The sequence below is a fragment of the Paraglaciecola sp. genome (assembly GCF_051252315.1).
GTDB lineage: Bacteria > Pseudomonadota > Gammaproteobacteria > Enterobacterales > Alteromonadaceae > Paraglaciecola.
Genome location: NZ_JBPOFP010000030.1, coordinates 1 through 24,319, shown reverse-complemented (window position 1 = coordinate 24,319; position 24,319 = coordinate 1). Strand labels below are relative to the sequence as shown.

Sequence of the window (24,319 nt, the reverse complement as noted above, 5' to 3'; positions counted from 1 at the left end):
TGATAGATAAACGTTAGAAAAGGATAGTGAACTTGAGTAGTCAAAGTGAATATTCTGCTGAACCCATAGCAAAAGAACAATTGTTGCCTTGGCCTAGAGTTGCAGCCGTTTCTGCCATGGTTGCTTTCTCATTACCTACTTTTATAAGCGGCCTCGAGGTATATCAAGGCTTGTCTGTTCCAGATACGCTTATGGCTATTTTAATTGGTTCTTTGTTACTTACACTCATTGGCGCGACTATGGGTGCAATAGGGGCTAAAACTCGTATGAGCTCATATCTACTCGTACGAATCGCTTTTGGCGATAAAGGTGCGGGAGTGGTTAACATTGCTTTTGCTTTGTCTTTGATTGGTTGGTTTGGTGTCAATATTGATTTGTTTGCTAGTGCAGTTAGTCGACTGATTGAAGATAGTTTTGCCATGTCTATTCCTCATTGGATGATTGAAGTGGCGGCTGGTATTTGTATGGTAACGACTACCATTTTTGGTTTTAAGGCTATTAATGTTATCGCTTCAATTATGGTACCCATATTAGCGATAGTCACAGGAGTCATGTATTGGGCCGCTTCAAGTCAGCTAGATTTTGTTGATTATTGGAATGTGCAAAAAGGCGTAACTTTAAGTTTAAGTGACGGGGTTGGTGCCATTGTTGGTGGCATTATAATTGGTGCAATTATTTTGCCTGATATCACCCGTTTTAGTCGGCATTGGCGTGGTGGGGCTTACACAGCATTTTGGTCCTATATGGTGGTGGAGTTAATTGTGTTGGTCGTGGCAGGCTTTGCTGCTGCCGCTTCTGGAGAAACTGAAATACTGAGTTTAATGTTAGGGTTAGGTTTGGGGTTTGCTGCCTTTACCATTGTTATTGCCGGTAGTTGGGTTTTAAATTCACTTAATTTATATAGCACTATGTTAAGCGTAGAAGCGACGTTCCCAAAAGTTAAAGGAAACCTTTATATCTGTTTATTTGGCTTGATTGGTGTCATCGCTGCCTTTTTTAACATTTTAGATTTTTTCATTACATTCTTGGTTTTCTTAAGTGCCATATTTATCCCTGTCGCAGGGGTGATTATTGTTGATTTTCTGGTTATAAAAAAACACGCATACACTGTGAGTAATCTTTCTAAAAATATTCAATTCAGTTTGCCGGCTTTTGTTGCATGGCTGGTGGGTTCAGGTATTGCGGTATTTGACAATTCTTCTGTTATTCCTTCAATAACCAGTATTACTGCTTTAGATGCAGTAATAGTCACAGGTTTATTGTATGGGATATTAGCAAAACTTTTTCCAAAAAACGTTGGGTCTAATCTTTAATTTAGGAGTTTACTATGCGTATCGGAATTGATGTGGGCGGCACGCATACGGATGCTGTTTTGATTAATGGCGACGAAATTTTAGCTACCATAAAAGCCTTAACAACAGCCGATGTGGTAACCGGTATATTAAATTCTTTAAATAGTTTATTAAAAGATAGTGGTGTTACCGACCAGCAAATAGAAGCAATTATGATTGGAACAACCCAGTTTACCAATGCTGTGGTTGAAAGAAGAGAACTATCACAGGTCGCGGCTATAAGACTTGGGCTACCTTCTGGAAAGGGGTTACCGCCAATGACAGATTGGCCATCAGATTTGGTGACTATTCTGGGTAATCATAAATATATGCTCAAGGGCGGTTACCTTTATGACAATTGGCCGGTGGCAGAATTAGACGATGACGAGATTAATTTTGTCATACAAGATTTGATAAAAAAAGGTCTGCAGAATGTGGCTATATCTTCGGTTTTTTCTCCAATGAATCCAGAGCCTGAGCTACTTGTAGCGCAGAAAATATTAGATGCAATCCCAAATGCCAATATTACTCTATCTCATAAAATTGGCCGCATTGGTTTATTAGAACGAGAAAATGCCGCCATCTTAAATACCTCTTTATTACCTTTTGCAGGCAAAGTGGTGCAGGCTTTTGAATCAGCTATTCAGCAATTAGGAATACAGTGCCCAGTGTTTGTCAGTCAGAATGATGGCACCTTAATGAATGTCGAATTTGTTAAACAATTTCCGGCACTGACTTTTGCATCAGGACCAACTAACTCTTTACGCGGTGCGAGTAAATTGACGGGAATGCAAGACGCTATTGTTGTGGATATTGGTGGCACTACTTCCGATATTGGGGTGTTACAAAATGGTTTCCCTCGGGAGTCCAGCGCTATTGTTGACGTAGGTGGCGTAAGAACAAATTTTCGTATGCCTGATATCAAAGCTTTAGGTTTAGGCGGAGGCAGTATTGTTTCAGCTGATGGAGTTGAAATTGGCCCAAAATCTGTAGGGCATAAACTTGTCACTGAAGGCCTTGTTTTTGGCGGTGATACGCTTACCGCGACAGATATAGTGGTTGCTGCCGGCGACGCAGAAGTAGGGAATAACCAAGCTGTGGCTAATATCGATAAACAGGTCATTAAAAAAGCAAAGGCAACAATGAAGTCTATGTTAGATCTTGGAATCGATATGATGAAACTAAGTAGTGAACCTATGCCTGTTATTTTAGTTGGAGGCGGCAGTGTATTGGTCAGCGGTGAACTAGCTTCGGCCTCTAAAGTAATCAGACCAAAACATGCAGAGGTCGCAAACGCGATTGGGGCATCTATCGCCCAGATCAGTGGAGAGAGTGAAAGGATGTTGTCATACCAAACTATGACTCGCGAGCAAGCTATAACCCTTGTCACTGAAGAGGCAACAAGAAATGCAGTCAGAGCTGGCGCTGAGCCTAGTTCTGTAAAAGTTGCCGAAATTGAGGAAACTGCCATTCCGTACATGGATGGTGCCAGCACTAAAGTTAGAATAAAGGTGATGGGCGATGTCGCTGCGCTATGTAACCTTACTCAGTCTTAAGCAAAGGAGCTTTTATGTTTTTTGACGAAACCCTGTTAGACGATTTGGCATTAGGCGCAGTATTCTTGGCAACGGGTGGTGGTGGTGATCCATATATTCCCCAGCTACTGACTTCAGAGGTGTTAAAAAAGTACGGACCCGTTGAGTTAATTAAAGTGCAGGAGCTCGAAGACGATGCACATGTGATTACAATTGGAGGCGTTGGGGCGCCAACAGTTGGGCTCGAATTATTACCCTCAATGGATGACAATCTGGATGTGTTGAACGCTTATGAAGAGCTAACCGGAAAGTCTGTAGATGCGGTTATTTCCTTTGAAATTGGCGGAGCTAATTCACTTGTACCTATTATGGCGGCAGCCGCAAAAGGAATTCCTGTTGTCGACGGCGATGGTATGGGACGAGCGCTTCCTGAAGCTCAGATGATGACATATGCCATCCAAGGCGCCTGTCCCACACCCGCGGTATCATTAGATTACGCCGGAAATATTACTTCTTACTCAGCCAAAGATACCCATACTTATGAGCGGCACATACGGGCGTTAACCCAAGCATCAGGTGGTATGTTGCTAACGGCAGAACATCCTATGACAGGAGCGTTTCTCAAGTCAGCCATTGTTGAAGGCACGGTTAGCTTTTCCATTCAGCTAGGTAGATTATTACGTAAAAATCGAGGCTGTGCGGAGTCTTTACTCGATCCTCTACAAGCGTTATTTAAGAGTTCTGTGTATGGTGCATGCCGCTTGTTGTATACAGGGAAGGTCACAGACAATAAATCATCGGTCATTGATGGTTTTGATGTGGGTGAAGCAAGAATCGAAGCTTTTGATAATTCACAAGATGCATTAACCGTGAACATCAAAAACGAATACTTAGTGGCAAGAATTGGAGAGCAGGTTATTGCAAGTGTGCCTGATCTAATTGTTATCGTTGAGTATGAGACATCACAACCAATCAATGCAGAGCGTTTACAATATGGTCAACGAGTTGGTGTATTTGCTATAGGTTGTCCAGAGTTCTTTGCTACACCAGAATCACTCAAAGTGGTTTCTCCTCGATGTTTTGGCTTTGATTTTGATTATATTCCGCTTAAAGCCTAAGTATTTGAGTTGCATGAATTGAGTTTTAAATGCACAATCAACTGGTCTAACCAGGAGTGTGTATGTCTCAATTAAAACCTCAATCCAACCCATTACGTAACTTTGTCGATTTTGCTAATCGCCGGCCAGCATGGTTAAGCTCTTGGTTAATCACTAAAGTTTTTCGTTTCAAAGTAAAGTTGGCCGGCACCACTGGCATTGAAATGCTGCACACGGATTGTAAATCCGTGACCTATCGACAAAAAAACTATCGAAAAGCCCAAAACCATATAGGAAGTGTACATGCTGCTGCGACGGCTTTGTTAGCAGAGTCATGCACTGGATTTATAGTGGGGATTAATTTACCTGGTGACAAATTACCATTAATTAAACGTATGGATTTGCAATACATTAAGCGTGCTACTGGGGATATGACTGCAGTGGCAAGTTTGACCGATAAACAAATTGAATTAATGCAGACTACTGAAAAGGGAGAGGTTAATGTAGCTGTAAAAGTCACTGATTCAACAGGGATTGAACCCGTTGTATGCGAAATGATTTGGGCGTGGGTAGAAAAGCGCCGATAACTAAGACCTTTAGTTAGTTTTGAAAAATAATAAAAGTTTCATACAAACACTATTGAAAGTTCTCAAATTTGGTTTATAAAACATGTTAGAGCGCTAATTTTCTTAGCTAGCTCAGTAACCTTGTGTTGTATATTTGCTATTGAGAGAAAAACTATGGCGAAACTTAATAGAGACACTTTGCTTAGTCAAATGTTTGCCGATCCTAAAAATTACCCTTATGGTTTTTCCCGTTCTGGGGATTTTTCGATTAATGAAAGTAAAGCGTTAGTGCAATCTGGTTGTTTGATTGCTGCATTAGTAGACGGGCTTATTGCTCCAGAAACAATAGAAGATAATGAACTACTCGCTGCAGCATTCGCGAAAAAAGAGCCTCAAACCCCAACTGAAAAAGCTTGGGTAAAATATCAAAAACGTATCAATAGGCCAAAATTGGGAAATATTTACGGCACTCATAATACGAGTCTAGAAGATGAAGATATTGTTGACGAAGATAACGATATTGAAATTGAATTAGACGACGAGTAAGTTGATTGGTTTTTATAAAGTTGTTTTATGTTAATACCATGTAAAATATCCTAATTTGTTCGTATAATTAAAGCTTAATTAGTATGTTTATCCTAATATTTCACTGTGTTAGGATATATGTCTCGCTTTTTTGTGTTTTACTGTTTAATCTTTCTAATCCCTCAAGTATAGTGCCGCCATTGACTTAATAATCACCAATTTCTGGAGAATTTCTAATGGAAATGATGTCAGGCGCCGCAATGGTTGTGCGAGCGTTAAAAGATGTAGGCGTAAAACATGTATTCGGCTATCCCGGTGGATCTGTTTTAGATATATATGATGCATTATACGTTCAAGATGACGTAGAGCATATTTTAGTAAGACACGAGCAAGCTGCTGCCCATATGGCAGATGGTTATGCCCGTTCGACTGGTAACACTGGTACAGTGCTTGTGACCTCTGGTCCTGGCGCAACGAATACTATTACTGGTATTGCTACTGCTTACATGGACTCAGTTCCAATGGTTGTTCTGTCTGGACAAGTACCTACCATGCATATTGGGGAAGATGCTTTCCAAGAAACAGATATGATTGGTTGTTCACGTCCGATTGTTAAACATAGTTTTTTGGTAAAGAGAGCGGTAGATATTCCTGAAGCCATCGCAAAGGCTTATCACATTGCAAATACGGGGCGTCCTGGTCCCGTGGTGATTGATTTACCTAAAGATATTGTTAATCCTTTAGAAGAACACCCATATGTGTTCCCTGAAAATATTCAAATGCGTTCGTATAATCCAACGCTGAAAGGTCATAACAAACAAATCAAGAAAGCTATCGATACAATCAAAGCTGCTAAACAGCCTGTTTTATATATAGGTGGTGGAGTGGTAGCGAGTGAGTCTAGCGAGGAAGTGACTCGTTTCGCGGAATTATTAGGTTGCCCAGTAACCTCTACACTTATGGGGCTAGGCGCCGTATCTGGTACTCATGAGCAATTTGTTGGCATGTTAGGTATGCATGGTACATTTGAAGCAAATAAAACCATGCATAACGCAGATTGTATTATTGCTTTAGGTGCAAGGTTTGACGACCGAGTGACTAACAATGTCGCCAAGTTTTGTCCAAATGCCACTATTGTACATGTAGATATCGACCCTACTTCAATTTCAAAAACAGTCAGTGCACATATTCCTGTTGTGGGATCGATTGAAACTGTTTTAGAGCAGTTTTTCGATAGACTAAAAGATTTTGATAAGTCTGCTCAGAAAGAGAATTTGGCTCATTGGTGGGAACAAGTTAACCAATGGCGTGCCACTAAATGTTTAGAATATAAATTAGATAATGATCAGATAAAACCACAACAAGTGGTGGAGTCTTTGTACAAACATACCAATGGTGACGCTTATGTGACCTCGGATGTAGGTCAGCATCAGATGTTTGCAGCGTTATATTATCCGTTTGCTAAACCTAGACGTTGGATCAATTCTGGTGGTGCTGGCACCATGGGATTTGGTTTCCCTGCTGCTATGGGTGTTCAAATGGCGCATCCTGAAGCAACCGTAGCTTGTGTAACAGGTGACGGTAGTATCCAAATGAATATTCAAGAGTTAGCGACCTGCTTACAATATAATATTCCTGTGAAGATTATTTCAATTAATAACCGAGCTTTAGGTATGGTGCGTCAGTGGCAAGACATGATTTATAAAGGTCGCCACTCACATTCTTATATGGATTCCTTACCTGACTTTGTAAAACTTACAGAAGCTTACGGTCATATTGGTATTCGAGTTGATAAGCCTGAAGAGTTAGATGACGCGATGAAGCGTTGTTTTGCAGAAAAAGATCGCTTGGTATTTATGGATATTCGAGTGGATCAAAATGAACATGTGTACCCAATGCAAATTAAATACGGTGCGATGGACGATATGCGTTTAAGTAAGACGGAGCGTACCTAATGAGAAGAATATTATCGGTATTAATGGAAAACGAACCAGGTGCATTATCTCGTTTAGTGGGAGTGTTTTCACAACGTGGATATAACGTAGACTCTTTAAGCGTTGCACCAACTGATGATAAAAGTTTATCAAGATTAACCATAGTGACTGAAGCTGATGACAAAGTGATTGAGCAGATCACAAAACAAGTTAATAAGCTGATTGATGTTATTAAGGTTATTGATTTGTCTGACGGTGTTCACGTTGAACGTGAACTTATGCTGATTAAAGTGGCGACTCGTTCAGAGTCAGTACGCTCAGAAGTAAAACGTAATGTAGATATTTTTAGAGCTCAAATTGTGGATGTGGATAGTTCAAACTATACCATTCAAATAACTGGCACTAGCGATAAACTAGATGCATTTGCTCATACAGTTAGCCAAAGTACTGAAATTATTGAAGTATCACGCTCTGGAGTTTGTGGTTTAGCTAGAGGTGAAAAAGCATTACGCCTGTAATGTGACAGTTTAAATTAATATGTTTAAAAAGCCCTACGGGGCTTTTTTTATGCTTGTTTACTCATTGTGATTACCAAACTAAGTCTTTGAAATGTTTGCGACACATTGATTCGTACCTATCATTTCCACCTACTTCAACTTGTTCACCTTCTTTTGCTGCCTGACCATTTTCATCTATCCTAACTACAAATGTGGCCTTTCTGCCACAGTGGCAAATTGTTTTTAGCTCCACTAATTTATCCGCCCAAGCCATTAAATAACGGCTGCCTTCAAAGGTTTCACCTAAAAAGTCGGTACGTAAACCGTAAGCTAAGATGGGAATATTGAGATCGTCGACTACGTGCACTAATTGTTGAACTTGCTGTTTTGTAAGAAATTGTGCTTCATCAATAAATAAGCAGTCGATATTTTGTTTGATAACCAATTGTTTAATTACTGATAGCAGGTCAGTTTGAGGTGTGAATAAGTGAGCTTTAGCCTCTAGGCCAATTCGTGAAGCAACTTTTCCTTCACCGTATCTATTATCTAATGCAGCGGTAAATATTTCTGCACGCATGCCTCTTTCTGCATAATTATAGGCTGATTGTAATAAGGAAGTGGACTTTCCGGCATTCATTGCCGAATAATAAAAATAGAGTTGCGCCATGTTGTAATCTCGTTCGCGAATTTTAATCTGAGGATTTAGAGATAGGATTTTGCCAAATAATTAAATCTTCATTTTTCATTGGTTTAGCAAAGTAATAACCTTGTAAGTAGTTTACACCCATAGACGCTAACATATTAGCTTGATTTTTACTTTCAACACCTTCGGCAATGGTTTTACAGTTTAACTCTTGCGCAATAAATTGAGTTGCACGAATAATGGCTTCGCCTTTACCATCCATATTATCGACAAAGGTTTTGTCAATTTTCACATAATTAACCGGTAACGTTTGTAGTTGCGAAAGAGACGAGTAGCCCGTACCAAAATCGTCTATAGAAATTTTAATATGTCGTTTTTGAATTTCCTCGAGAATTAATAATACTTTGCTTTCGTTTTCGACAAATGTAGATTCAGTGACTTCTAAGTGCAGCCTGTGAGGAGGTAAAGCGCTACTTTGTAAACATTGGTCTAATTGACGAATAAAGCCATCATCCATCAATTGAATCACCGACACATTGACTGAAACGGTGGCATCTGCACAATGTTGCCAATGTTTTGCATCCATACAGGCTCGATTAAGTACCCAAGCCCCAATTTCTTTAATCAGACCTGATTTTTCAGCTAAGGGAATAAATTTATCTGGCCCAATAAATGTTCCATTAAAGTCCCATCTTAACAATGCTTCAAACGCCCAAGGAACATGAGCACCTGCCGACATAATTGGCTGGTAACATAAAAATAATTGTTTGCGGTGTATAGCGTGCTGTAATCCTTCAAGTATTTTTTGTGAAGCTTGGATTTTTTCTTTTAAATGAGTGGTAAACATTCGAGGCGCATTAATGGAAGTGCTTTTTTGCTCACACATAGTTAAATCTGCAAGCTGAATTAATTCGGTGGCTGACGTGCTATGTTTTGGAGCGATGGCGACACCAATCGCGGCGGTTAAGTGCAATTCATTTCCATGTACAAAGATGGGCTGGTCAATACTCGTGATTATGGCACTGGCAATTGACATGGCGGTATCTTCATTACTATAAGGTAAGGCAACTAAAAACTCATCTCCTCCCCAGCGCCCGACCCGGCTTAATTCAGCAAAGGCAACAATCCTTTGGGTAACTTGAATAAGTACGCTATCTCCAACTCTATGACCCATGGTATCGTTGATCTTTTTAAAGCCATTTAAATCAATAAACAATAAAGCCAGTGGGTTGTTTTTAGCCTTTGCATTTTCGATTAGTTTTTCTAAATTACTGGTAAAGGTTTTGCGGTTTAGTAACTTAGTCAATGAGTCTATATTACTCATTCGCAAAACCTGTTCAGTGCGACTTTTAATTTCTTGTTCTAATTCCGAATTAGACTGATTAAGCTGCGAGGAAACGGCATGTAGTTCTTTATTACTCGTATCCGCTCGTTGCTTTTCGAGTTTCATAGCTTCCATCAGGTTTTCATTTTGATGTTTTTGTTTTATCGCATCTTGAGTGAATTTAGAAATTTTATAACAAATAGGAATGAGTAAAAAAGCAGAGGGTAAAATCACGTAACCAAGAAATTGTTGGTATTCCTGTTCTGACATTAAACAAACAATGCCAACAGGTACGAGTAAAATAAGGGAATAACCAAGAGAGATTATTTTACTGGGAGATAATAAAGGAATTGCCCCAGCTGCGAACGCAGATAGTACAATTGCGTTAAACGAAAACTCAGCCACTCCCATTGTCGGCATGTAAATGAAAGAGTGTATTGACCACAATATTGCCGTACCAATTGCACCGGTGCCAAACCTAATAATCCCAAATGAACCGTTGGATACCGTTTTTTTACCGCGAACTTTCCATTCAATAAAGTCAAAAATCCGGATAAACATGAATAGGTTAATGGCTATCCACCAAGTTAATTTTCCTTCTGCACCGCTGTCGTAAATAAACACCAATATACTACTGGCTATAGAGCTGAATAAAATTCCGAGCAAACTATTGTCGTATAACAATTGTGCTGCATGAAACTTTAATTTGTGATGAAACGAACTGTCGTGATTAATAACAAGTAACCTTAAGACTTAAATTATTGAGTTTGTACGCTGGATCTTGTCAACTTGTTCTCTTGAAAGAAGTGTTAATAGATATTAACAAAATAAACAAGTTGTTAACTCAGATACTTAGATTAGCTAAAAAGTCTTTCGATAACCAGTATAATACGCCTAACTTACACTAATAAATTCGCAATAAAAGTTGTCTGGTCAGTTTAGCTTTGCACCTAGACTAGATTACAATAGCGGAAATGGTTTCATAAGGTTTAGTTTTGCAGCAAAAAAAGGTTGTCGCCCCGAAGTTTGAAATGGCATTTTTGTTACCTAAATATTGGTTAACTTGGATTAGTATTATTATTTTATACAGTCTTTCTTGGTTACCTTATAAGTTACAAATTATATTGTCTAAGCTATTGGGTAAGTTGTTGAAGGTATTAGCAAATAAGCGCTATTTGGTAGCTAAGCGTAATTTGCAATTGTGCTTTCCTGATTACACAGAACAACAACGAGAAGAAATACTCAAGCAAAATTTAGACAACGCAGGCATGGCGATTCTTGAGACGAGCATGGGATGGTGGTGGCCGAATTGGCGAGTAGCAAGAAAAGCTGAATACGAAGGGTATGAACACGTAGAAGCGATTCAAGCCAAAGGTAAAGGTGTACTGGCTTACGCTATTCACAATATGAATTTGGAGTTTTCGTGTCGAGTGGCAGGGTCACATCTTCCATCTGTTGTATTTTATCGAAAACACAATAATGCCTTAATGGAATACATGCAGTATTACGGACGAAATCGTTCGAATAAATATATGATCCACAAACGCAATGTCAAAGGGCTGATTCAAGCGCTCAATGATGGCGAGTTATGTATGTATTTGCCCGATCAAGATTATGGTCGAAATAGAAGTGAATTTACCCCCTTTTTTGCAGTGCCAGACACCGCAACCACAACAGGTTCGTTATTGTTCGCCAAAGAAGCAAATTGCGAAACCGTATTCTTGGCTTCAATAAGAACTAAGACCGGGTACAAAATTAAAATAATGCCAGGACTGGAGAATTTCCCCTCTGGTGACGATAAGTATGATGTAACCCGAATAAACCAAATGATTGAGAAAATGATCATGCTAGCTCCAGAGCAATATTTATGGATGCATAAAAGGTTTAAAACTAGGCCAACTGAAGACACGCCATCTTTGTATGAATAGATTAATGAGATGCTCATTTTAAACTTATGGGCAAATTAAAAGTGAGTCAAATTTTATGATTTGGATGAAACATGTTTTGTTAGCAATCTTGATTTTGATCATTGCTGGCATTGTTTTATATTTAAATAGTACTCGTATGTCCGAGGTAAGACCCGATGGCGCTCCGGCTAAGTCGATAGCAGACAGCATGAGTAACTTTTATTCGGACTATAAACTCACGTCTCGCGATCCCTTAGTCGAAGATATGGGGGACTTTGTACTTCGAGTTAAAACACCTCAAGAACCCTTAGCTAACCGTCTTAAAAAGATGGAAAGATTACAAAAACCAGCATCAGGACGATGGGTTGGTGAACATAAACATCGTTCTTTTAAATCCGGTAGCACGCTACGCAGTGCAATCACCGATTACGCTGTTTCAGAAGGCATGCAAGTTATCTGGGAGTTAGATCAAGATTTTATCATTAAACACACCTTTCAATTAGACGATTCAATATTAGGTAGCCTAAGAATGATCGCTACCGCAATTGATGCTAATTTCGATGGCGAAGTAAAAGCTTATATGTGTCCCAAACAACGTTCACTTGTTATCACAGAAAACTCGACAGCCTATTTGAAGAAATATTGCGCATTAGCCCGTCGTTAAGATTGGGCTAATTATCATGGTCAATATAACTCGTGCACAATATTTGTTATGGAGTTAAATATTTTTGCCAAACCTTAGAGACCTTGCTTTGATGCTCAGTTAATTCGTGAGTTGCTTTGGCTAACTTGCCATTTTGTAAGGCTAACCTGTGAGTATTTTTTCGATATTCTAGATAAGCTTGAATTAATGTATTGGCTTCATCTTCCTTAATAATTTCTAACTTAGCCAGTGTTTTTAGTACCCGAACATTGTCTGTCCACAACGCTAATTGCGCAAATTTTCTAGTATGCGCTAGCAGCATGAATTGCACTAAAAACTCAATGTCAGCTACGCCCCCTTGATCTTGTTTAAGATCTATATTTTGCGTATCACCTTGGGCTAAATGAGTGCGCATTTTTTCACGCATTTCTATCACATTTGTGATTAATTCTGGTATCTCTCGGCTTGTCGATAATATGGATAAACGGATGTCAGAAAAGGCTTGGTGAATTGTCTCGCAACCACTGATAAATCGAGCTCGACACAAAGCTTGGTGTTCCCAGGTCCAAGCGTTGCTTTTTTGGTATTCTATGAAGCCATTAACATGACACACTAATAACCCTGCATTACCAGAAGGCCGCAAACGCATGTCTACTTCATATAACCAGCCTAGGCCCGTTTTTATAGTAAATATGTGCAAGATGCGTTGGGCCAACTTAAAATAAAAGCTGGCCGATTCAATTGCTTTTTTGCCATCGGTTAACTCATTTCCTTGGCAATTATGTAGGAACACCAAATCCAAATCAGAGCCATAACCTAACTCCCAGCCTCCCATTTTTCCATATCCAATGACAGCAAACCCTTTATCTTGAATCGTTTTTACTCCGGTTATTTGGCATGTCGGTGCGCCGTACTTTTGGGTCATTTGTTGCCACGCAATGTCCACTACTTGGTGAATAATCGATTCTGCTAAGTAGGTGAGGTGATCACTTATTTGCATTACGGGTAACACATTGGAAATATCAGCCGCTGCTATTTTTAATTGTTGGCACAGTTTAAATTGACGCAGTGTTTCTATTTGTAATTCTAAATCTTCTGGTTCAACACGTAACAAAGACTGACGTAATTCGTCACTATATTGGGTTTTTTCGATAGGTTGATAAAGGGTAACAGGGTTTAACAACTCATCTAACAGAAGAGGAAACCTAGAGATTTGTTCGGTAACCCAAGGGCTAGCATCACATAACTTAATTAGCTGACCAAGTGCCCCTTGGTTTTCCCACAGTAACTGTAGATAGGCAGTGCGTCCTAAAATAGATTGTAATACGGTTAATATTTTAATTTGTAAGCTAATTGGTTCAGAGGATTTTGAAGACCAAATCAACTTAAATACCAGTGGCATTAAGTTATTTAAAATACTTAACCCACGTTGTCCGACCCTTTTTTTCTGTAAGCTACTTCTAAAAGTAAAATATGTTTGAAAAAATTCATCGCTAAATTCAGATGAAGACACACTTTTTTGGCATTCTCCAGCTAGCTGTAAAAACAACTGCTGAGCTTCTGTTGAGTCCAGTTCTAAGTGCCATAAATCAAGCGCGGTTTGTACTAGTTTGTCTGATGAGTTTTGTGTGTCTGTACTCTCTTCCTTAACTAGTAGAGAAAACTGTTGATGAATGACATCATGATGAGCAAGCAAATGGGTCATAAATTCTGTATAACTATCGAAACCTAAAATAGTTATCAATCTTGCCTGATCGATTGGCTCATCGGGTAACAGTTGGGTTTGTTTGTCGCCAAATTGTTGCAAACAGTGTTCTACTTTTCTCATCCATAAATAACTTTCTAGGATTTGCTCAGCGTTATTAGCAGGCAATATATTCAAAGCACTCAATTCTTTTAGCGCTACCTGTAAACTTTGTATTTGCAAGCTTGGTTCTCTACCACCATTGATGAGTTGTAAACTTTGCACTACAAATTCAGCTTCTCGAATACCTCCTTGTCCTAGTTTTATGTTATTGACTAATCCTCGACGTCTAACTTCTTGTTGGATCATATTCTTCATAATGCGTAATGATTCAATCGCACTGAAATCTAAATAACGACGGTAAATAAATGGCCTAAGTATCTTATTGAGTTCTTGTGTGTACTCACAAGGAGGATTAAGGATCCGCGCTTTGAGCATAGCGTATCTTTCCCAATCTCTTCCTTGTTCCTGGTAATAGTCTTCCATAGCATCAAAATGCATCACTAAAGGCCCACTTTCACCAAAAGGGCGTAAGCGCATGTCAACTCGGTACACTTGGCCGTCTGCAGTTATTTGGTTTAGTGAGGTAATTAGTTTTTGCGCTAACTTAATAAAAAATTGCTGATGTTCAATGGATTTACGACCATTACGGGTCTCACCTTGGGCGGCGTATGTGAATATCAAATCAATGTCAGATGAAAAGTTTAGTTCTTTGCCACCTAGTTTACCCATACCTAAAATAAGCATAGGTTGTGGGCCATGTTCTCCTTCAGGAAAACCAAATCTAGGAGTAAGTGATTGATATAGCCAAGTATTAGTTTGGTTAATGAGTTGCACTGCCAATTCTGAAACTTGTGCGAGTGAGTGTTCAATAGTTTGTATATTAAGGAGATCACGCCAAGCAATACGTACCATGTGATAATTTCTGAATTGGCGAAGTGTTTTATGCAGGGATAACTCGTCTTCTACTTTTTCTAAGTGTATTTTCAGTTCTTCTGCAAAGTTTATCGAATCTAAAAATAGTTGTTTTTCTACTATTAATTGAGTTACCCACTCTGCTTTGGTCGAGCATTGTTCAAAAATAAAGTCGCTTAACGTAAACCCTTGCTCTATCTGTTCTTGGTGCTCATCAAATTGTGCGTTTCCGTGTTGTTCACAGAAACTTTGCCAGCGTTTACGGCCTAAAGTCTTAAGCTCTTCATAAGTAGAGTTGGAACCTTGCATGTTAATAAATATCCTTGTTCGGCAGTGTATTTTTCAATGAAGTGCCGACTAATTGGTTTTTGACGAGTTTTACTTTGTTGGTTTTTGACTGTTTCTTTATCCAAATCTCTGACTTTAATGCCTGTGAGTGATCGTCAACCTGGCTGACAAATTTTAGTGTCAAAGGGCCTTTTCCTTTTAATGCTTTAGCACATTTAGGACCACTAGAATTATGTTCCTGAAAACGCCTTTGTACATCAGTACAAATTCCGGTGTAGTAGTGGCCTAATCGATTTTCGATAATATACACATACCAAGCACTCTGAGCTAAGTTAGTGTGGTCTTCTTGTTTTACCTCTTTGATACAGATTCTCTTTTTTTAACTCACAAGTTATTAAATTTAAGCTTAAGGTTTAACAAAAATAAGTCAATAAACGACAGCTAGTGTAGAACTACTTCAGCTACTTTTGTATTTCAGTGTACAAGTGTACGCTGAATGAGTTATATTCTTTCGCAGAACTCTGTTACCTGTAGAATCCTATTGTCTATTCTTGATAAACCTTATTCTTATACTGAAGAAAAGTTAAACGTTGCTAGCCACGGCTTTGGGCTAATAACAGCTTTCGTTGGATTAGTGTTTTTATTAATGCGAGTCGAAACGGTATTCGCGCAAATAATCTGCGTCGTTTATTGTGGATCTATGATGATGATGTTTATGTCATCTACTTTATATCATGGTGTGTCCCAACCAAAATTAAAGGCTAAATTAAAAACGCTGGATCATAGTGCTATTTACATATTGATAGCCGGCACCTATACGCCCTTTATGTTACTAACCTTAGGTGGAAAATTAGGCATAATAGCCATTATATTAATATGGTGTATAGCTATTGCTGGTGTGACATTTAAGTGTTTTTTCACCCATAGATTTCCTCGACTATCTTTATTCACCTATTTGTTGATGGGGTGGTTAGCTATTGGTTTTGTTTACCCTTTATATCAAGCGCTAACGCCGCAAGGGTTTTGGTTGTTATTGGCTGGTGGCGTTTGTTATACCGTTGGGGTGGCTTTTTATGTGGCCAAGTCTATTCGGTTTACTCATGCAATATGGCACCTATTTGTGGTGGCCGGCTGTGTTTGCCATTACCTTTCTATATATCAAAATGTATGATCTAAAATATTATAAATGTTTGCTAAGCAGGCCTTATATCGCTTAAGCTAAGGCCACTAAAAATGTAATTTATTATCTTCGGATCGAGTGATTCAATACCATGTATGAAAATTATTACGGCCTAAAATCAAAGCCTTTTCAACTAACACCTGACCCCAGCTTTTTCTTCGGCAGTAAATGGCACAAGCGAGCCATGTCTTATTTACAATACGGACTTTCTCAAGCCGAGGGTTTTATTGTGATAACAGGTGATATCGGGACAGGTAAAACCACTATTGCCAATAGTTTATTGGACCAAATGCAGCAAGATATAGTCGCTGCGCAAATTGTGTCTCCAAAGTTAAACCCAGACGAATTGGTCAAAATGGTGGCCAGTAAGTTTGAAGTACCCACTAAAGGCAGTACTAAAACCGACATACTGAACGACCTCGAAGCTTATTTAATGAGTTTACATAAAGAGGGTAAACGCGCGTTGTTATTAGTGGATGAGGCGCAGAACTTACCTTTAGAAACTATCGAAGAATTACGTATGTTGTCTAACTTTCAGGCAGACGGTAAACCTTTATTACAAAGCTTTTTGTTAGGCCAAGAAGAATTACAACCTATTTTACGTGCGCCCAATATGGAGCAGTTTAGACAACGTATAGTGGCCAGTTGTCATTTGGCTCCACTGACCGACGAAGAAAGCCGTGCCTATATCGAATATAGACTGAGTCACGCAGGCTGGGATGGAAAAAAAGATTTATTTTCTAAAGAGGCTTACGACAACATCTATCAATTCACCACAGGTGTTCCACGTCGAATAAATACCTTAATGGATAGGGTTTTACTTTATGGTTTCCTTGAAGAGTTAGAGACCTTTGATGCAGAAGCGGTTGAAAATGTCATTAAGGAAGTCTCTGAAGAAATGTTTCGTCCAGAAAAAAGTGTCCAAGCAGCAGAGTCAACTCCTGCTAGTCCTCAAGGGCAATCTACCAGTATTTTAGATTTACCTACGGCAGAAGGTGAAGTCAAAGATGTGGATTATTATAAAACTATGCTCACAGAGTTAGTCGACGCTTTAGATAATGCCTTAAGTCAAAAAATAAAATTAACTCGTTATATTGATAAACTTTTACAGAAAAAATACAAGACTTACGTAAGAATGAAGTCAGACGATTAATCGCGGTAAACAAAACTCTCTTATTTTTCAATTACTTCCGAATTTTCGGTTTAAACGTGAAATTTGGGTAGACTATTTTCCCGAAAATGCAACATTGTATAAAAAGTTAATGTTTTGTTAAAAAAAAGCTTTATTTATGGAACTAATTGGGTATTATTCTGTCCGATGGTCATATATTTTAATAATAATTAACTTGATCGCATAGTCTGTTTTTTGGGGAGGTGTTTATGAAACACGATTTGAATGACAACGGACCTACATCAGATGAATTTTCTGACGGTTTGTTTTTCAAGGAACGACGTAAAGCTTATTACCATGGAAAGTACCATAAAAGAATGTTTTCACTGTTATTAGTCGTAACTGGTTTTGCTATCATGTTGGCGAAACAAGGCGTATAACTTCTGTATTCTTTAAAAACGCCAGTTGTTTACAGCTGGCGTTTTTTTATGCTTAAAATTAATTTCATCAACGTTATTTAACCAGTACCCAGGTTATTTCACTAATTTAGAACGAATAAACTCGGCCAATTTAGCGCAAGCTTGGGGATGTTGGGTATTGCCGGTGATCAAACAAATTTTTATATAACCTAAATCAGGCAGGTTTTTGTGTTGAATAATATCTAGTTCAGCCGGCACACTGCTTCTGGCTAACGCACTGATGCCTAATCCCTGCTGAATGGCAGCGGTTATTCCACTCAAGTCGGCGTTAGTGTAACTAATTCGCCAAGCTTGAGTTTGTTGTTTAAGGGTGTTGATGATCCGCGTACGATAAACGCAGCCATCAGGCGCCACTACTAAAGAAATGGTGTTATTGGTATAAGGAATAGACTTGTCGCTAACCCAAACCAGTTTGTCATCTAACAACACTTGGCCTTCTACATGAGTTGTGGGATTAACCAAAGCCATGGTTAAGTCAAAGGCGTTTTCATTGTCTTTAGAGAGTAGGCTTTTACTTAAAGCAGAAGTAACTTCTAATGATACTTCTGGGTATAACTTGCTGAACTCACCAATAATGCTAGGTAAAAGTGTGGTGGCAAACTCACTAGGTATGCCTAAACGAATTCTACCTTTTAATAATGTGGGTTGAAATTGACTAAATAACTCGTCGTTTAAGGCCAACATTTTTTGAGCGGTTTGGTATAACTTTAATCCTTCATGGTTAACCACTTGCCTTTGACCTTGTTTGTTAAAAAGGCGCGTAGACAGCTGTTGTTCAAGGCGTTTAATTTGCACGCTTATAGCGGGTTGAGACTTTCCCAGTATGTCACCGGCTTTGGCATAACCGGCTTCATTTACCACAGTGACAAAGGTGCGCAAATTATCTAGCGAAAGTTGTTTCAAACCAGCCTCTATGATTAATTAACATATATTTATGATTATACAGATATACATAATATATTTTTATGTATAGATAAAATATTTCAATTTGTTGTTAGTTTCGACTCTGCCTATACTGCTGCCATTGTTTTAATACGAGTCGCGTTGCACATGTCTAATAAAACGGTTTTACATACAAAACATCTAGAATCTAATGCCAAAATGGTTGATTTTCATGGATGGGAAATGCCAATTAATTATGGCTCTCAAATCGAAGAGCATCATGTTGTACGCAAAACTGCGGGCATGTTTGATGTGTCACACATGACAATTGTTGATATCACCGGTGTGGATGCACAAAACTATCTACGTTACTTGTTGAGCAACGATGTATTAAAACTTCAAGACAAAGGTAAAGCCTTGTATAGCGGTATGTTAAACCAAGCAGGTGGCGTGGTTGATGACCTGATTGTGTATTATTTTTCTAGCACCAATTATCGCTTAGTTGTGAACTCAGCAACACGTGAAAAAGACATGAACTGGTTGCTAGAGCAAGCCAAGTCATTTGATGTGACGATAACCGAACGCCCAGAGTTTGCCATGATCGCCGTGCAAGGTCCCGACGCAAAATCTAAAGCTGCTGAGTTATTTTCTGCCGCTCAAAAAGAAGCGGTAGCAGGCATGAAACCTTTTTATGGTGTACAAGCTGAAAACTTGTTTATTGCCACCACAGGTTATACCGGTGAAGCGGGTTACGAAATCATGGTGCCTAATGCAGAAGCTGCAGACATCTGGCAACAATTGTTAGATGCGGGTGTTAAACCTTGTGGTTTAGGTGCTCGAGATACTTTACGACTTGAAGCAGGTATGAACTTATACGGCCAAGACATGGACGAAACTATTTCTCCATTAGCCGCTAATATGGCCTGGACTGTGACTTGGCAGCCAGCCGACAGAGACTTTGTCGGCCGCAGCGCACTAGAGCAACAAAAGTCGGCAGGTACAGATAAGTTGGTAGGATTAGTCATGACCGACAAAGGTGTACTACGAGCTGGCCAAACGGTAAAGGTTGCTGGTGGTGAAGGTGTCATCACATCGGGTACCTTTTCTCCCACTTTGGGCCATAGTATTGCCATGGCACGTGTACCAGCTTCTGTAACAGAACAAGCAGAAGTGGAAATCCGTAAAAAGTGGGTTACAGTAAATGTAGTTAAACCTAGCTTTGTCCGTAATGGAAAAAGTGTCTTATAATCGTTATGCCAATTTGGTATCAAAAAAATTAGTTAATAATTATTAGGAACAACAATGAGTAATATTCCAACAGATTTACGTTATGCCTCCACTCATGAATGGGTACGTCCTGAAGGTGAAGGTGTATTTACAGTAGGTATCAGCGAACATGCACAAGAGTTATTAGGTGACATGGTGTTTGTTGAGTTGCCAGATGTAGGCGCCGAAGTTGGAGTCGGTGACGACGTAGCCGTGGCTGAATCAGTGAAAGCCGCTTCTGATGTTTATACACCTATCACAGGCGAAATTCTTGAAGTCAATGAAGACCTAGAAGATTCTCCAGAGTTAGTTAACTCAGACCCATACGGTGATGGCTGGTTATTCAAAATTAAAGCTGAAGATCCTGCAGAAGTCGAAGCCTTGTTAGATGCTGAAGGCTACGAAGGCAGCATCGAAGACGAATAAGTGTTTTCAGTTAGTTAAATTGTTTTTAAGGGCTTATTCGTAAGCCTTTATTTTTGTCCGTTATACCACCTTGAGGTTTGTACTTAGTCATGTCTTTAACTCATTTTTCGTTATCTCAGCTTGAACAAAAGCAGGATTTTATTCGTCGTCATATTGGTCCTAGTGAAGTTGAAATGGCAGATATGCTGTCGGCAATTGGTGCAAACTCTCTGGACGACTTAATGCAACAAACGGTACCTGAAAGTATTCGTTTGGCATCGCCTATTCAAGTAGGCGAGGCGCATACCGAAACCCAAGCGCTAGCCGATTTAAAAGCCATGGCCGGTCAAAATCAAATTAATCGCTCGTACATAGGCATGGGGTATTACAACACCTTAACGCCCAATGTGATTTTGCGTAACGTGTTAGAAAACCCAGGTTGGTATACGGCCTATACACCGTATCAACCAGAGATCGCCCAAGGCAGACTCGAAGCGTTATTAAATTTTCAACAAGCCACCATCGATTTGACCGGTATGGAATTGGCCTCTGCTTCATTGCTAGATGAAGCCACAGCCGCAGCCGAAGCTATGGGCTTAGCTAAACGCGTATCTAAAAATCGTAAAGCGAATATTTATTTTGTGGCAGATGATGTACACCCACAAACATTAGATGTGGTGCAAAACCGCGCCGACATGTTTGGTTTTGAGGTGATTGTGGGTAAAGCCGCAGAGGCCAGTGAGCACAATATATTTGGCGCCCTTTTGCAGTATCCCGGTACCACAGGTGCAGTCAACGACATCGAGCCCATTATCAAAGCCGTACAAACCAACAAAGGCGTGGTGGCAGTGGCTGCCGATTTACTCAGCTTAGTGGTATTGAAATCTCCCGGTGAATTCGGTGCAGATGTGGTGTTAGGTAGCGCCCAGCGTTTTGGCGTGCCAATGGGGTACGGTGGCCCACATGCTGCCTTTTTTGCCACTCGCGACAGCTACAAACGTTCATTACCAGGGCGCATTATTGGTGTGTCTAAAGATACCCGTGGCCGCCCAGCATTACGCATGGCATTACAAACCCGCGAGCAACATATTCGCCGTGAAAAAGCCAATTCAAATATTTGTACGGCGCAAGTATTGTTAGCCAATATGGCCTCATTCTATGCGGTATATCATGGGCCAGAAGGGCTAAAAACTATTGCCTCAAGAGTGCATAGATTTGCCGATATATTAGCTTCAGGATTACAAAAATCAGGCTTTGAGTTAGTGAACAATACTTGGTTTGATACCCTTAGCGTAAAAGTAGGTACTAACAAACAAAAGATTGTTTCCGCCGCGCTAAGCAGCCAATTAAACCTACGTACCGATATCGATGGTGTATTAGGCATTAGCCTAGACGAAACTACCACCCGTGAAGATTTACAAGCACTTTACCAAGCTTTTGTAGGCGCTAATGTCGAGTTAGACATAGACGCATTTGACAAAGAATTAATTGCCAATCAAGGTCAAAACGGCAGCCAATCTATTCCTGCTCAGCTACAACGTACCAGCGACTTTTTAACCCATTCAGTATTTAATAGTTACCACAGCGAAACCGAAATGCTACGTTATATAAAGTCTTTAGAAGATAAAGACCTCGCCTTAAATCACTCAATGATTTCGTTAGGCTCGTGCACCATGAAGTTAAATGCCACGGCCGAGATGCTCCCCGTCACTTGGCCTGAGTTTGGTCAACTTCACCCGTTCGCTCCGTTAGATCAAGCTCAAGGTTACAAGCTGATGATGGACGAGCTGAGTGAATGGTTAATTGAAATCACAGGTTACGATGCCTTGTCTATGCAACCTAACTCAGGTGCACAAGGTGAATACGCAGGCTTAATTACCATTCAAAAATATCATGAGAGCAAAAACCAAGGCCACAGAAACATTTGCCTTATTCCCAGCTCTGCCCACGGCACTAACCCTGCTTCAGCGCAAATGGTCAGTTTAAAAGTGGTAGTGGTGGCTTGTGATAAAAACGGTAATGTGGATTTAGACGATTTACGAGCTAAGGCCTCAGAAGCAGGTGAAAACCTATCTTGTGCCATGATCACCTACCCATCTACCCATGGAGTATACGAAGAAACCATCCGCGAAATGTGCGACATAGTCCACGAGTTTGGTGGCCAAGTGTACATGGACGGTGCCAACATGAATGCCCAAGTGGGCGTGACATCACCTGGCTCAATTGGCTCAGACGTGTCACACCTAAACTTACATAAAACCTTTTGTATTCCACACGGTGGCGGCGGCCCAGGTATGGGGCCAATCGGCGTGAAAGCTCACCTAGCGCCGTTTTTACCTAACCACAAAGTGGTTGGGGTAGAAAACGTTGGAGACGGCCAAGTACGTCAGCATGGGGCTGTTTCAGCAGCACCTTGGGGCAGTGCTTCTATTTTGCCAATCAGTTACATGTACATCAAAATGATGGGCGGCCAAGGCCTGAAAAAAGCCACCGAAGTCGCCATGCTTAATGCCAACTACGTTGCCAATAAATTGGGTAGTCATTACCCAGTCTTGTATCGTGGCCGTAACGACCGTGTGGCTCACGAATGTATTATCGATTTACGTCCACTTAAAGAATCAAGTGGCGTAACCGAAATGGATGTAGCCAAACGTTTAAACGATTATGGCTTCCATGCACCTACTATGAGTTTCCCAGTAGCGGGCACCTTGATGATTGAACCCACAGAGTCAGAGTCAAAAGTTGAGCTGGACAGATTTATCGAAGCTATGGTGTCGATTCGCCAAGAGATTGCCAAAGTCGAAGCAGGGGAGTGGTCTGCCACAGATAATCCTTTATTCAACGCACCTCATACTTTAGATGATATTTGTGATAACAACTGGCAGCGCAGTTACGACAGACAACTTGCGGCTTATCCGGTAGCAAGTGTGGCACGTAATAAGTTTTGGCCATCGGTTAATCGGATTGATGATGTGTATGGGGATAGGAATTTGATTTGTTCTTGTCCTTCAATAGAAAGTTACCAAGAGTAACTTTCTATTTTTGAGCAAAGTATTCGCTTTGCTCATGGAGCATGTGCTGCGCGCACTAAGATTATTCACTGCGTTCACAAAGCATGGCTTCGACACTTATGCTCTGCGCTTATGGCATCCATGCCTTTTCTTAAGCCTCATCCATGAGGCTTAATTTACTTTTCCCCAACAGCCGCAAAAAGTAAACAAAAAGGGCCGCGCTCCGACCAATTTTCTAGTCAAATTCATAAATAGCCTTATATGCCAGATCGGCGAAAGGTAACATCCATGTAAAGCAGTTCGCCTTGCCCAGTCGTCCATGCCTGGACATCTGGCAAGTCGATTTAGAATTTGGAAAGTTGGAGTCGCGGGTAAATCAAAAGCATGGCTGCTACACTAGGTATGTGCTTCATGCATATGTATTGTTTACTTCCAAAATTGCTCGGCAATTAAACAATTTTTTTCTTACCTGCAAATGTATCACTATTTTCTTCTATGCATTTAACGAATGCTTCAATTGACGGGTAAGACTTAGCTCCTCCCGCTGCGATCCTAAGGTCTCTCAATAAATAATGTCCTTTTTCAGGAGATATTAAAAACCTAAGTTGCTCTGAAATGATGTCTTTATCTGCAACATTATGCCTCCACGCTGACAGTACTCCTTCAATTGAATTTAAATATGTAACAGTTAACCATCTAACATGTGAAATCTCAGATTCAGTTAAGAATATTTTTCCTTCTCTTTTATCAATTTCTAACTGAGTTACTGCAGATTTAAAACAACTTTCAAATAATGGTTGATATTTTTCATTTATAAAAAAAGGCTCTTGATTAAATAGCATCCTACATTGTTCTGCTGATAATTCTTCTACAAATTTTCGAGCTGATGTAGCATTTTCATTTAAATTATTTGCCCACATTAATATTAACTCGATTGCTTTTTCTCTTCTCGAACGTTCATGGTCAGCTTTTAGTTGCTTCCATAACAAAAATATACCTATTACAGCTAAACTGCTAGCTATCGCTGAAATCCATG

The 24,319-nt window shown here is 39.9% G+C and carries 21 protein-coding genes; 15 read left to right on the top strand and 6 right to left on the bottom strand.

The genetic code is table 11. The features are described from left to right. The first annotated feature begins 32 nt into the window (after positions 1 to 32). The 7 genes from ACSHXM_RS08010 (at position 33) to ilvN (ending at position 7,506) form a co-directional block, all read left to right on the top strand. Positions 33 to 1,313, top strand: coding sequence for a purine-cytosine permease family protein (locus ACSHXM_RS08010; RefSeq protein ID WP_435688230.1), 1,281 nt, complete (start codon positions 33 to 35; stop codon positions 1,311 to 1,313). A gap of 14 nt (positions 1,314 to 1,327) precedes the next feature. Further along, the gene (locus ACSHXM_RS08005; protein ID WP_435688229.1) at positions 1,328 to 2,887 is read left to right on the top strand and encodes a hydantoinase/oxoprolinase N-terminal domain-containing protein; all 1,560 of its coding nucleotides are present in this window, start codon (positions 1,328 to 1,330) and stop codon (positions 2,885 to 2,887) included. Positions 2,888 to 2,901: 14 nt separating this feature from the next. Further along, positions 2,902 to 3,984 carry a DUF917 domain-containing protein gene (locus ACSHXM_RS08000; RefSeq protein WP_435688228.1) on the top strand — a complete coding sequence of 361 codons (1,083 nt, stop codon included), beginning with the start codon at positions 2,902 to 2,904 and terminating at the stop codon, positions 3,982 to 3,984. A gap of 62 nt (positions 3,985 to 4,046) precedes the next feature. Beyond that, positions 4,047 to 4,550: a DUF4442 domain-containing protein gene (locus ACSHXM_RS07995; protein WP_435688227.1), complete on the top strand. Its 504-nt coding sequence runs from the start codon at positions 4,047 to 4,049 to the stop codon at positions 4,548 to 4,550. 153 nt (positions 4,551 to 4,703) lie between these two features. Next, positions 4,704 to 5,075 carry a DUF413 domain-containing protein gene (maoP, locus tag ACSHXM_RS07990; RefSeq protein ID WP_435688226.1) on the top strand — a complete coding sequence of 124 codons (372 nt, stop codon included), beginning with the start codon at positions 4,704 to 4,706 and terminating at the stop codon, positions 5,073 to 5,075. 215 nt (positions 5,076 to 5,290) lie between these two features. Beyond that, a complete protein-coding gene (locus ACSHXM_RS07985) occupies positions 5,291 to 7,009 on the top strand; it encodes an acetolactate synthase 3 large subunit (protein ID WP_435688225.1) in 1,719 nt (572 codons plus the stop codon). After that, positions 7,009 to 7,506 (top strand): acetolactate synthase small subunit, encoded by a 498-nt coding sequence (gene ilvN / locus ACSHXM_RS07980; RefSeq protein ID WP_435688224.1) that lies wholly within the window; start codon positions 7,009 to 7,011, stop codon positions 7,504 to 7,506. Before ACSHXM_RS07985 ends, ilvN begins: the two co-directional genes overlap by 1 nt. 70 nt (positions 7,507 to 7,576) lie before the next feature. On the opposite strand, the gene ACSHXM_RS07975 is transcribed toward ilvN, so the two are convergent. After that, a complete protein-coding gene (locus tag ACSHXM_RS07975) occupies positions 7,577 to 8,152 on the bottom strand; it encodes a thymidine kinase (RefSeq protein WP_435688223.1) in 576 nt (191 codons plus the stop codon). 22 nt (positions 8,153 to 8,174) lie between these two features. Beyond that, positions 8,175 to 10,076, bottom strand: a complete 1,902-nt coding sequence (locus ACSHXM_RS07970) for an EAL domain-containing protein (RefSeq protein WP_435688222.1) — start codon at positions 10,074 to 10,076, stop codon at positions 8,175 to 8,177. A gap of 371 nt (positions 10,077 to 10,447) precedes the next feature. Between ACSHXM_RS07970 and lpxL the strand changes: the two genes are divergently transcribed. Then, the gene (gene lpxL / locus ACSHXM_RS07965) at positions 10,448 to 11,380 is read left to right on the top strand and encodes an LpxL/LpxP family Kdo(2)-lipid IV(A) lauroyl/palmitoleoyl acyltransferase (RefSeq protein ID WP_435688221.1); all 933 of its coding nucleotides are present in this window, start codon (positions 10,448 to 10,450) and stop codon (positions 11,378 to 11,380) included. Between the two features lie 55 nt (positions 11,381 to 11,435). Next, positions 11,436 to 12,023: a toxin co-regulated pilus biosynthesis Q family protein gene (locus ACSHXM_RS07960; protein WP_435688220.1), complete on the top strand. Its 588-nt coding sequence runs from the start codon at positions 11,436 to 11,438 to the stop codon at positions 12,021 to 12,023. A gap of 46 nt (positions 12,024 to 12,069) precedes the next feature. Here the strand turns inward: ACSHXM_RS07960 and glnE are convergent, their stop codons facing one another. Further along, on the bottom strand, positions 12,070 to 14,970 hold the full coding sequence (glnE, locus tag ACSHXM_RS07955; RefSeq protein ID WP_435688219.1) for a bifunctional [glutamate--ammonia ligase]-adenylyl-L-tyrosine phosphorylase/[glutamate--ammonia-ligase] adenylyltransferase: 2,901 nt from the start codon (positions 14,968 to 14,970) through the stop codon (positions 12,070 to 12,072). A gap of 1 nt (position 14,971) precedes the next feature. Then, the gene (locus tag ACSHXM_RS07950; protein WP_435688218.1) at positions 14,972 to 15,259 is read right to left on the bottom strand and encodes a GIY-YIG nuclease family protein; all 288 of its coding nucleotides are present in this window, start codon (positions 15,257 to 15,259) and stop codon (positions 14,972 to 14,974) included. A 186-nt stretch (positions 15,260 to 15,445) separates the two neighbouring features. Between ACSHXM_RS07950 and trhA the strand changes: the two genes are divergently transcribed. The 3 genes from trhA (at position 15,446) to ACSHXM_RS07935 (ending at position 17,680) form a co-directional block, all read left to right on the top strand. Continuing rightward, on the top strand, positions 15,446 to 16,120 hold the full coding sequence (trhA, locus tag ACSHXM_RS07945) for a PAQR family membrane homeostasis protein TrhA (protein WP_435688217.1): 675 nt from the start codon (positions 15,446 to 15,448) through the stop codon (positions 16,118 to 16,120). A gap of 100 nt (positions 16,121 to 16,220) precedes the next feature. Continuing rightward, positions 16,221 to 17,282, top strand: a complete 1,062-nt coding sequence (locus ACSHXM_RS07940; RefSeq protein ID WP_435688216.1) for an XrtA/PEP-CTERM system-associated ATPase — start codon at positions 16,221 to 16,223, stop codon at positions 17,280 to 17,282. A 227-nt stretch (positions 17,283 to 17,509) separates the two neighbouring features. Next, positions 17,510 to 17,680: a hypothetical protein gene (locus ACSHXM_RS07935; RefSeq protein ID WP_435688215.1), complete on the top strand. Its 171-nt coding sequence runs from the start codon at positions 17,510 to 17,512 to the stop codon at positions 17,678 to 17,680. A gap of 93 nt (positions 17,681 to 17,773) precedes the next feature. Here the strand turns inward: ACSHXM_RS07935 and ACSHXM_RS07930 are convergent, their stop codons facing one another. Continuing rightward, a complete protein-coding gene (locus tag ACSHXM_RS07930; protein WP_435688214.1) occupies positions 17,774 to 18,622 on the bottom strand; it encodes a LysR family transcriptional regulator in 849 nt (282 codons plus the stop codon). Positions 18,623 to 18,769: 147 nt separating this feature from the next. On the opposite strand from ACSHXM_RS07930, the gene gcvT reads away from it, so the two are divergent. The 3 genes from gcvT (at position 18,770) to gcvP (ending at position 23,304) form a co-directional block, all read left to right on the top strand. Beyond that, the gene (gene gcvT / locus ACSHXM_RS07925; RefSeq protein ID WP_435688213.1) at positions 18,770 to 19,849 is read left to right on the top strand and encodes a glycine cleavage system aminomethyltransferase GcvT; all 1,080 of its coding nucleotides are present in this window, start codon (positions 18,770 to 18,772) and stop codon (positions 19,847 to 19,849) included. Positions 19,850 to 19,903: 54 nt separating this feature from the next. Further along, positions 19,904 to 20,293 carry a glycine cleavage system protein GcvH gene (gcvH, locus tag ACSHXM_RS07920; RefSeq protein ID WP_435688212.1) on the top strand — a complete coding sequence of 130 codons (390 nt, stop codon included), beginning with the start codon at positions 19,904 to 19,906 and terminating at the stop codon, positions 20,291 to 20,293. 89 nt (positions 20,294 to 20,382) lie between these two features. Then, positions 20,383 to 23,304 carry an aminomethyl-transferring glycine dehydrogenase gene (gene gcvP, locus ACSHXM_RS07915; RefSeq protein ID WP_435688211.1) on the top strand — a complete coding sequence of 974 codons (2,922 nt, stop codon included), beginning with the start codon at positions 20,383 to 20,385 and terminating at the stop codon, positions 23,302 to 23,304. A gap of 428 nt (positions 23,305 to 23,732) precedes the next feature. Here gcvP and ACSHXM_RS07910 read toward each other — a convergent pair. Next, positions 23,733 to 24,319 (bottom strand): hypothetical protein (locus ACSHXM_RS07910; RefSeq protein WP_435688210.1); only part of this gene is annotated, 587 nt, incomplete at its 5' end.

Bases quoted from the DNA above. Each gene is read 5' to 3' on its own strand.
- ACSHXM_RS07940 (WP_435688216.1), top strand. From the start codon at position 16,221: ATGTATGAAAATTATTACGGCCTAAAATCAAAGCCTTTTCAACTAACA.
- ACSHXM_RS07935 (WP_435688215.1), top strand. From the start codon at position 17,510: ATGAAACACGATTTGAATGACAACGGACCTACATCAGATGAATTTTCT.
- gcvH (WP_435688212.1), top strand. From the start codon at position 19,904: ATGAGTAATATTCCAACAGATTTACGTTATGCCTCCACTCATGAATGG.
- ACSHXM_RS07985 (WP_435688225.1), top strand. From the start codon at position 5,291: ATGGAAATGATGTCAGGCGCCGCAATGGTTGTGCGAGCGTTAAAAGAT.
- glnE (WP_435688219.1), bottom strand. From the start codon at position 14,970: ATGCAAGGTTCCAACTCTACTTATGAAGAGCTTAAGACTTTAGGCCGT.
- ACSHXM_RS07975 (WP_435688223.1), bottom strand. From the start codon at position 8,152: ATGGCGCAACTCTATTTTTATTATTCGGCAATGAATGCCGGAAAGTCC.
- ACSHXM_RS07960 (WP_435688220.1), top strand. From the start codon at position 11,436: ATGATTTGGATGAAACATGTTTTGTTAGCAATCTTGATTTTGATCATT.
- gcvT (WP_435688213.1), top strand. From the start codon at position 18,770: ATGTCTAATAAAACGGTTTTACATACAAAACATCTAGAATCTAATGCC.
- ACSHXM_RS08005 (WP_435688229.1), top strand. From the start codon at position 1,328: ATGCGTATCGGAATTGATGTGGGCGGCACGCATACGGATGCTGTTTTG.
- trhA (WP_435688217.1), top strand. From the start codon at position 15,446: ATGAGTTATATTCTTTCGCAGAACTCTGTTACCTGTAGAATCCTATTG.
- maoP (WP_435688226.1), top strand. From the start codon at position 4,704: ATGGCGAAACTTAATAGAGACACTTTGCTTAGTCAAATGTTTGCCGAT.
- ACSHXM_RS08000 (WP_435688228.1), top strand. From the start codon at position 2,902: ATGTTTTTTGACGAAACCCTGTTAGACGATTTGGCATTAGGCGCAGTA.
- ilvN (WP_435688224.1), top strand. From the start codon at position 7,009: ATGAGAAGAATATTATCGGTATTAATGGAAAACGAACCAGGTGCATTA.
- gcvP (WP_435688211.1), top strand. From the start codon at position 20,383: ATGTCTTTAACTCATTTTTCGTTATCTCAGCTTGAACAAAAGCAGGAT.
- ACSHXM_RS07995 (WP_435688227.1), top strand. From the start codon at position 4,047: ATGTCTCAATTAAAACCTCAATCCAACCCATTACGTAACTTTGTCGAT.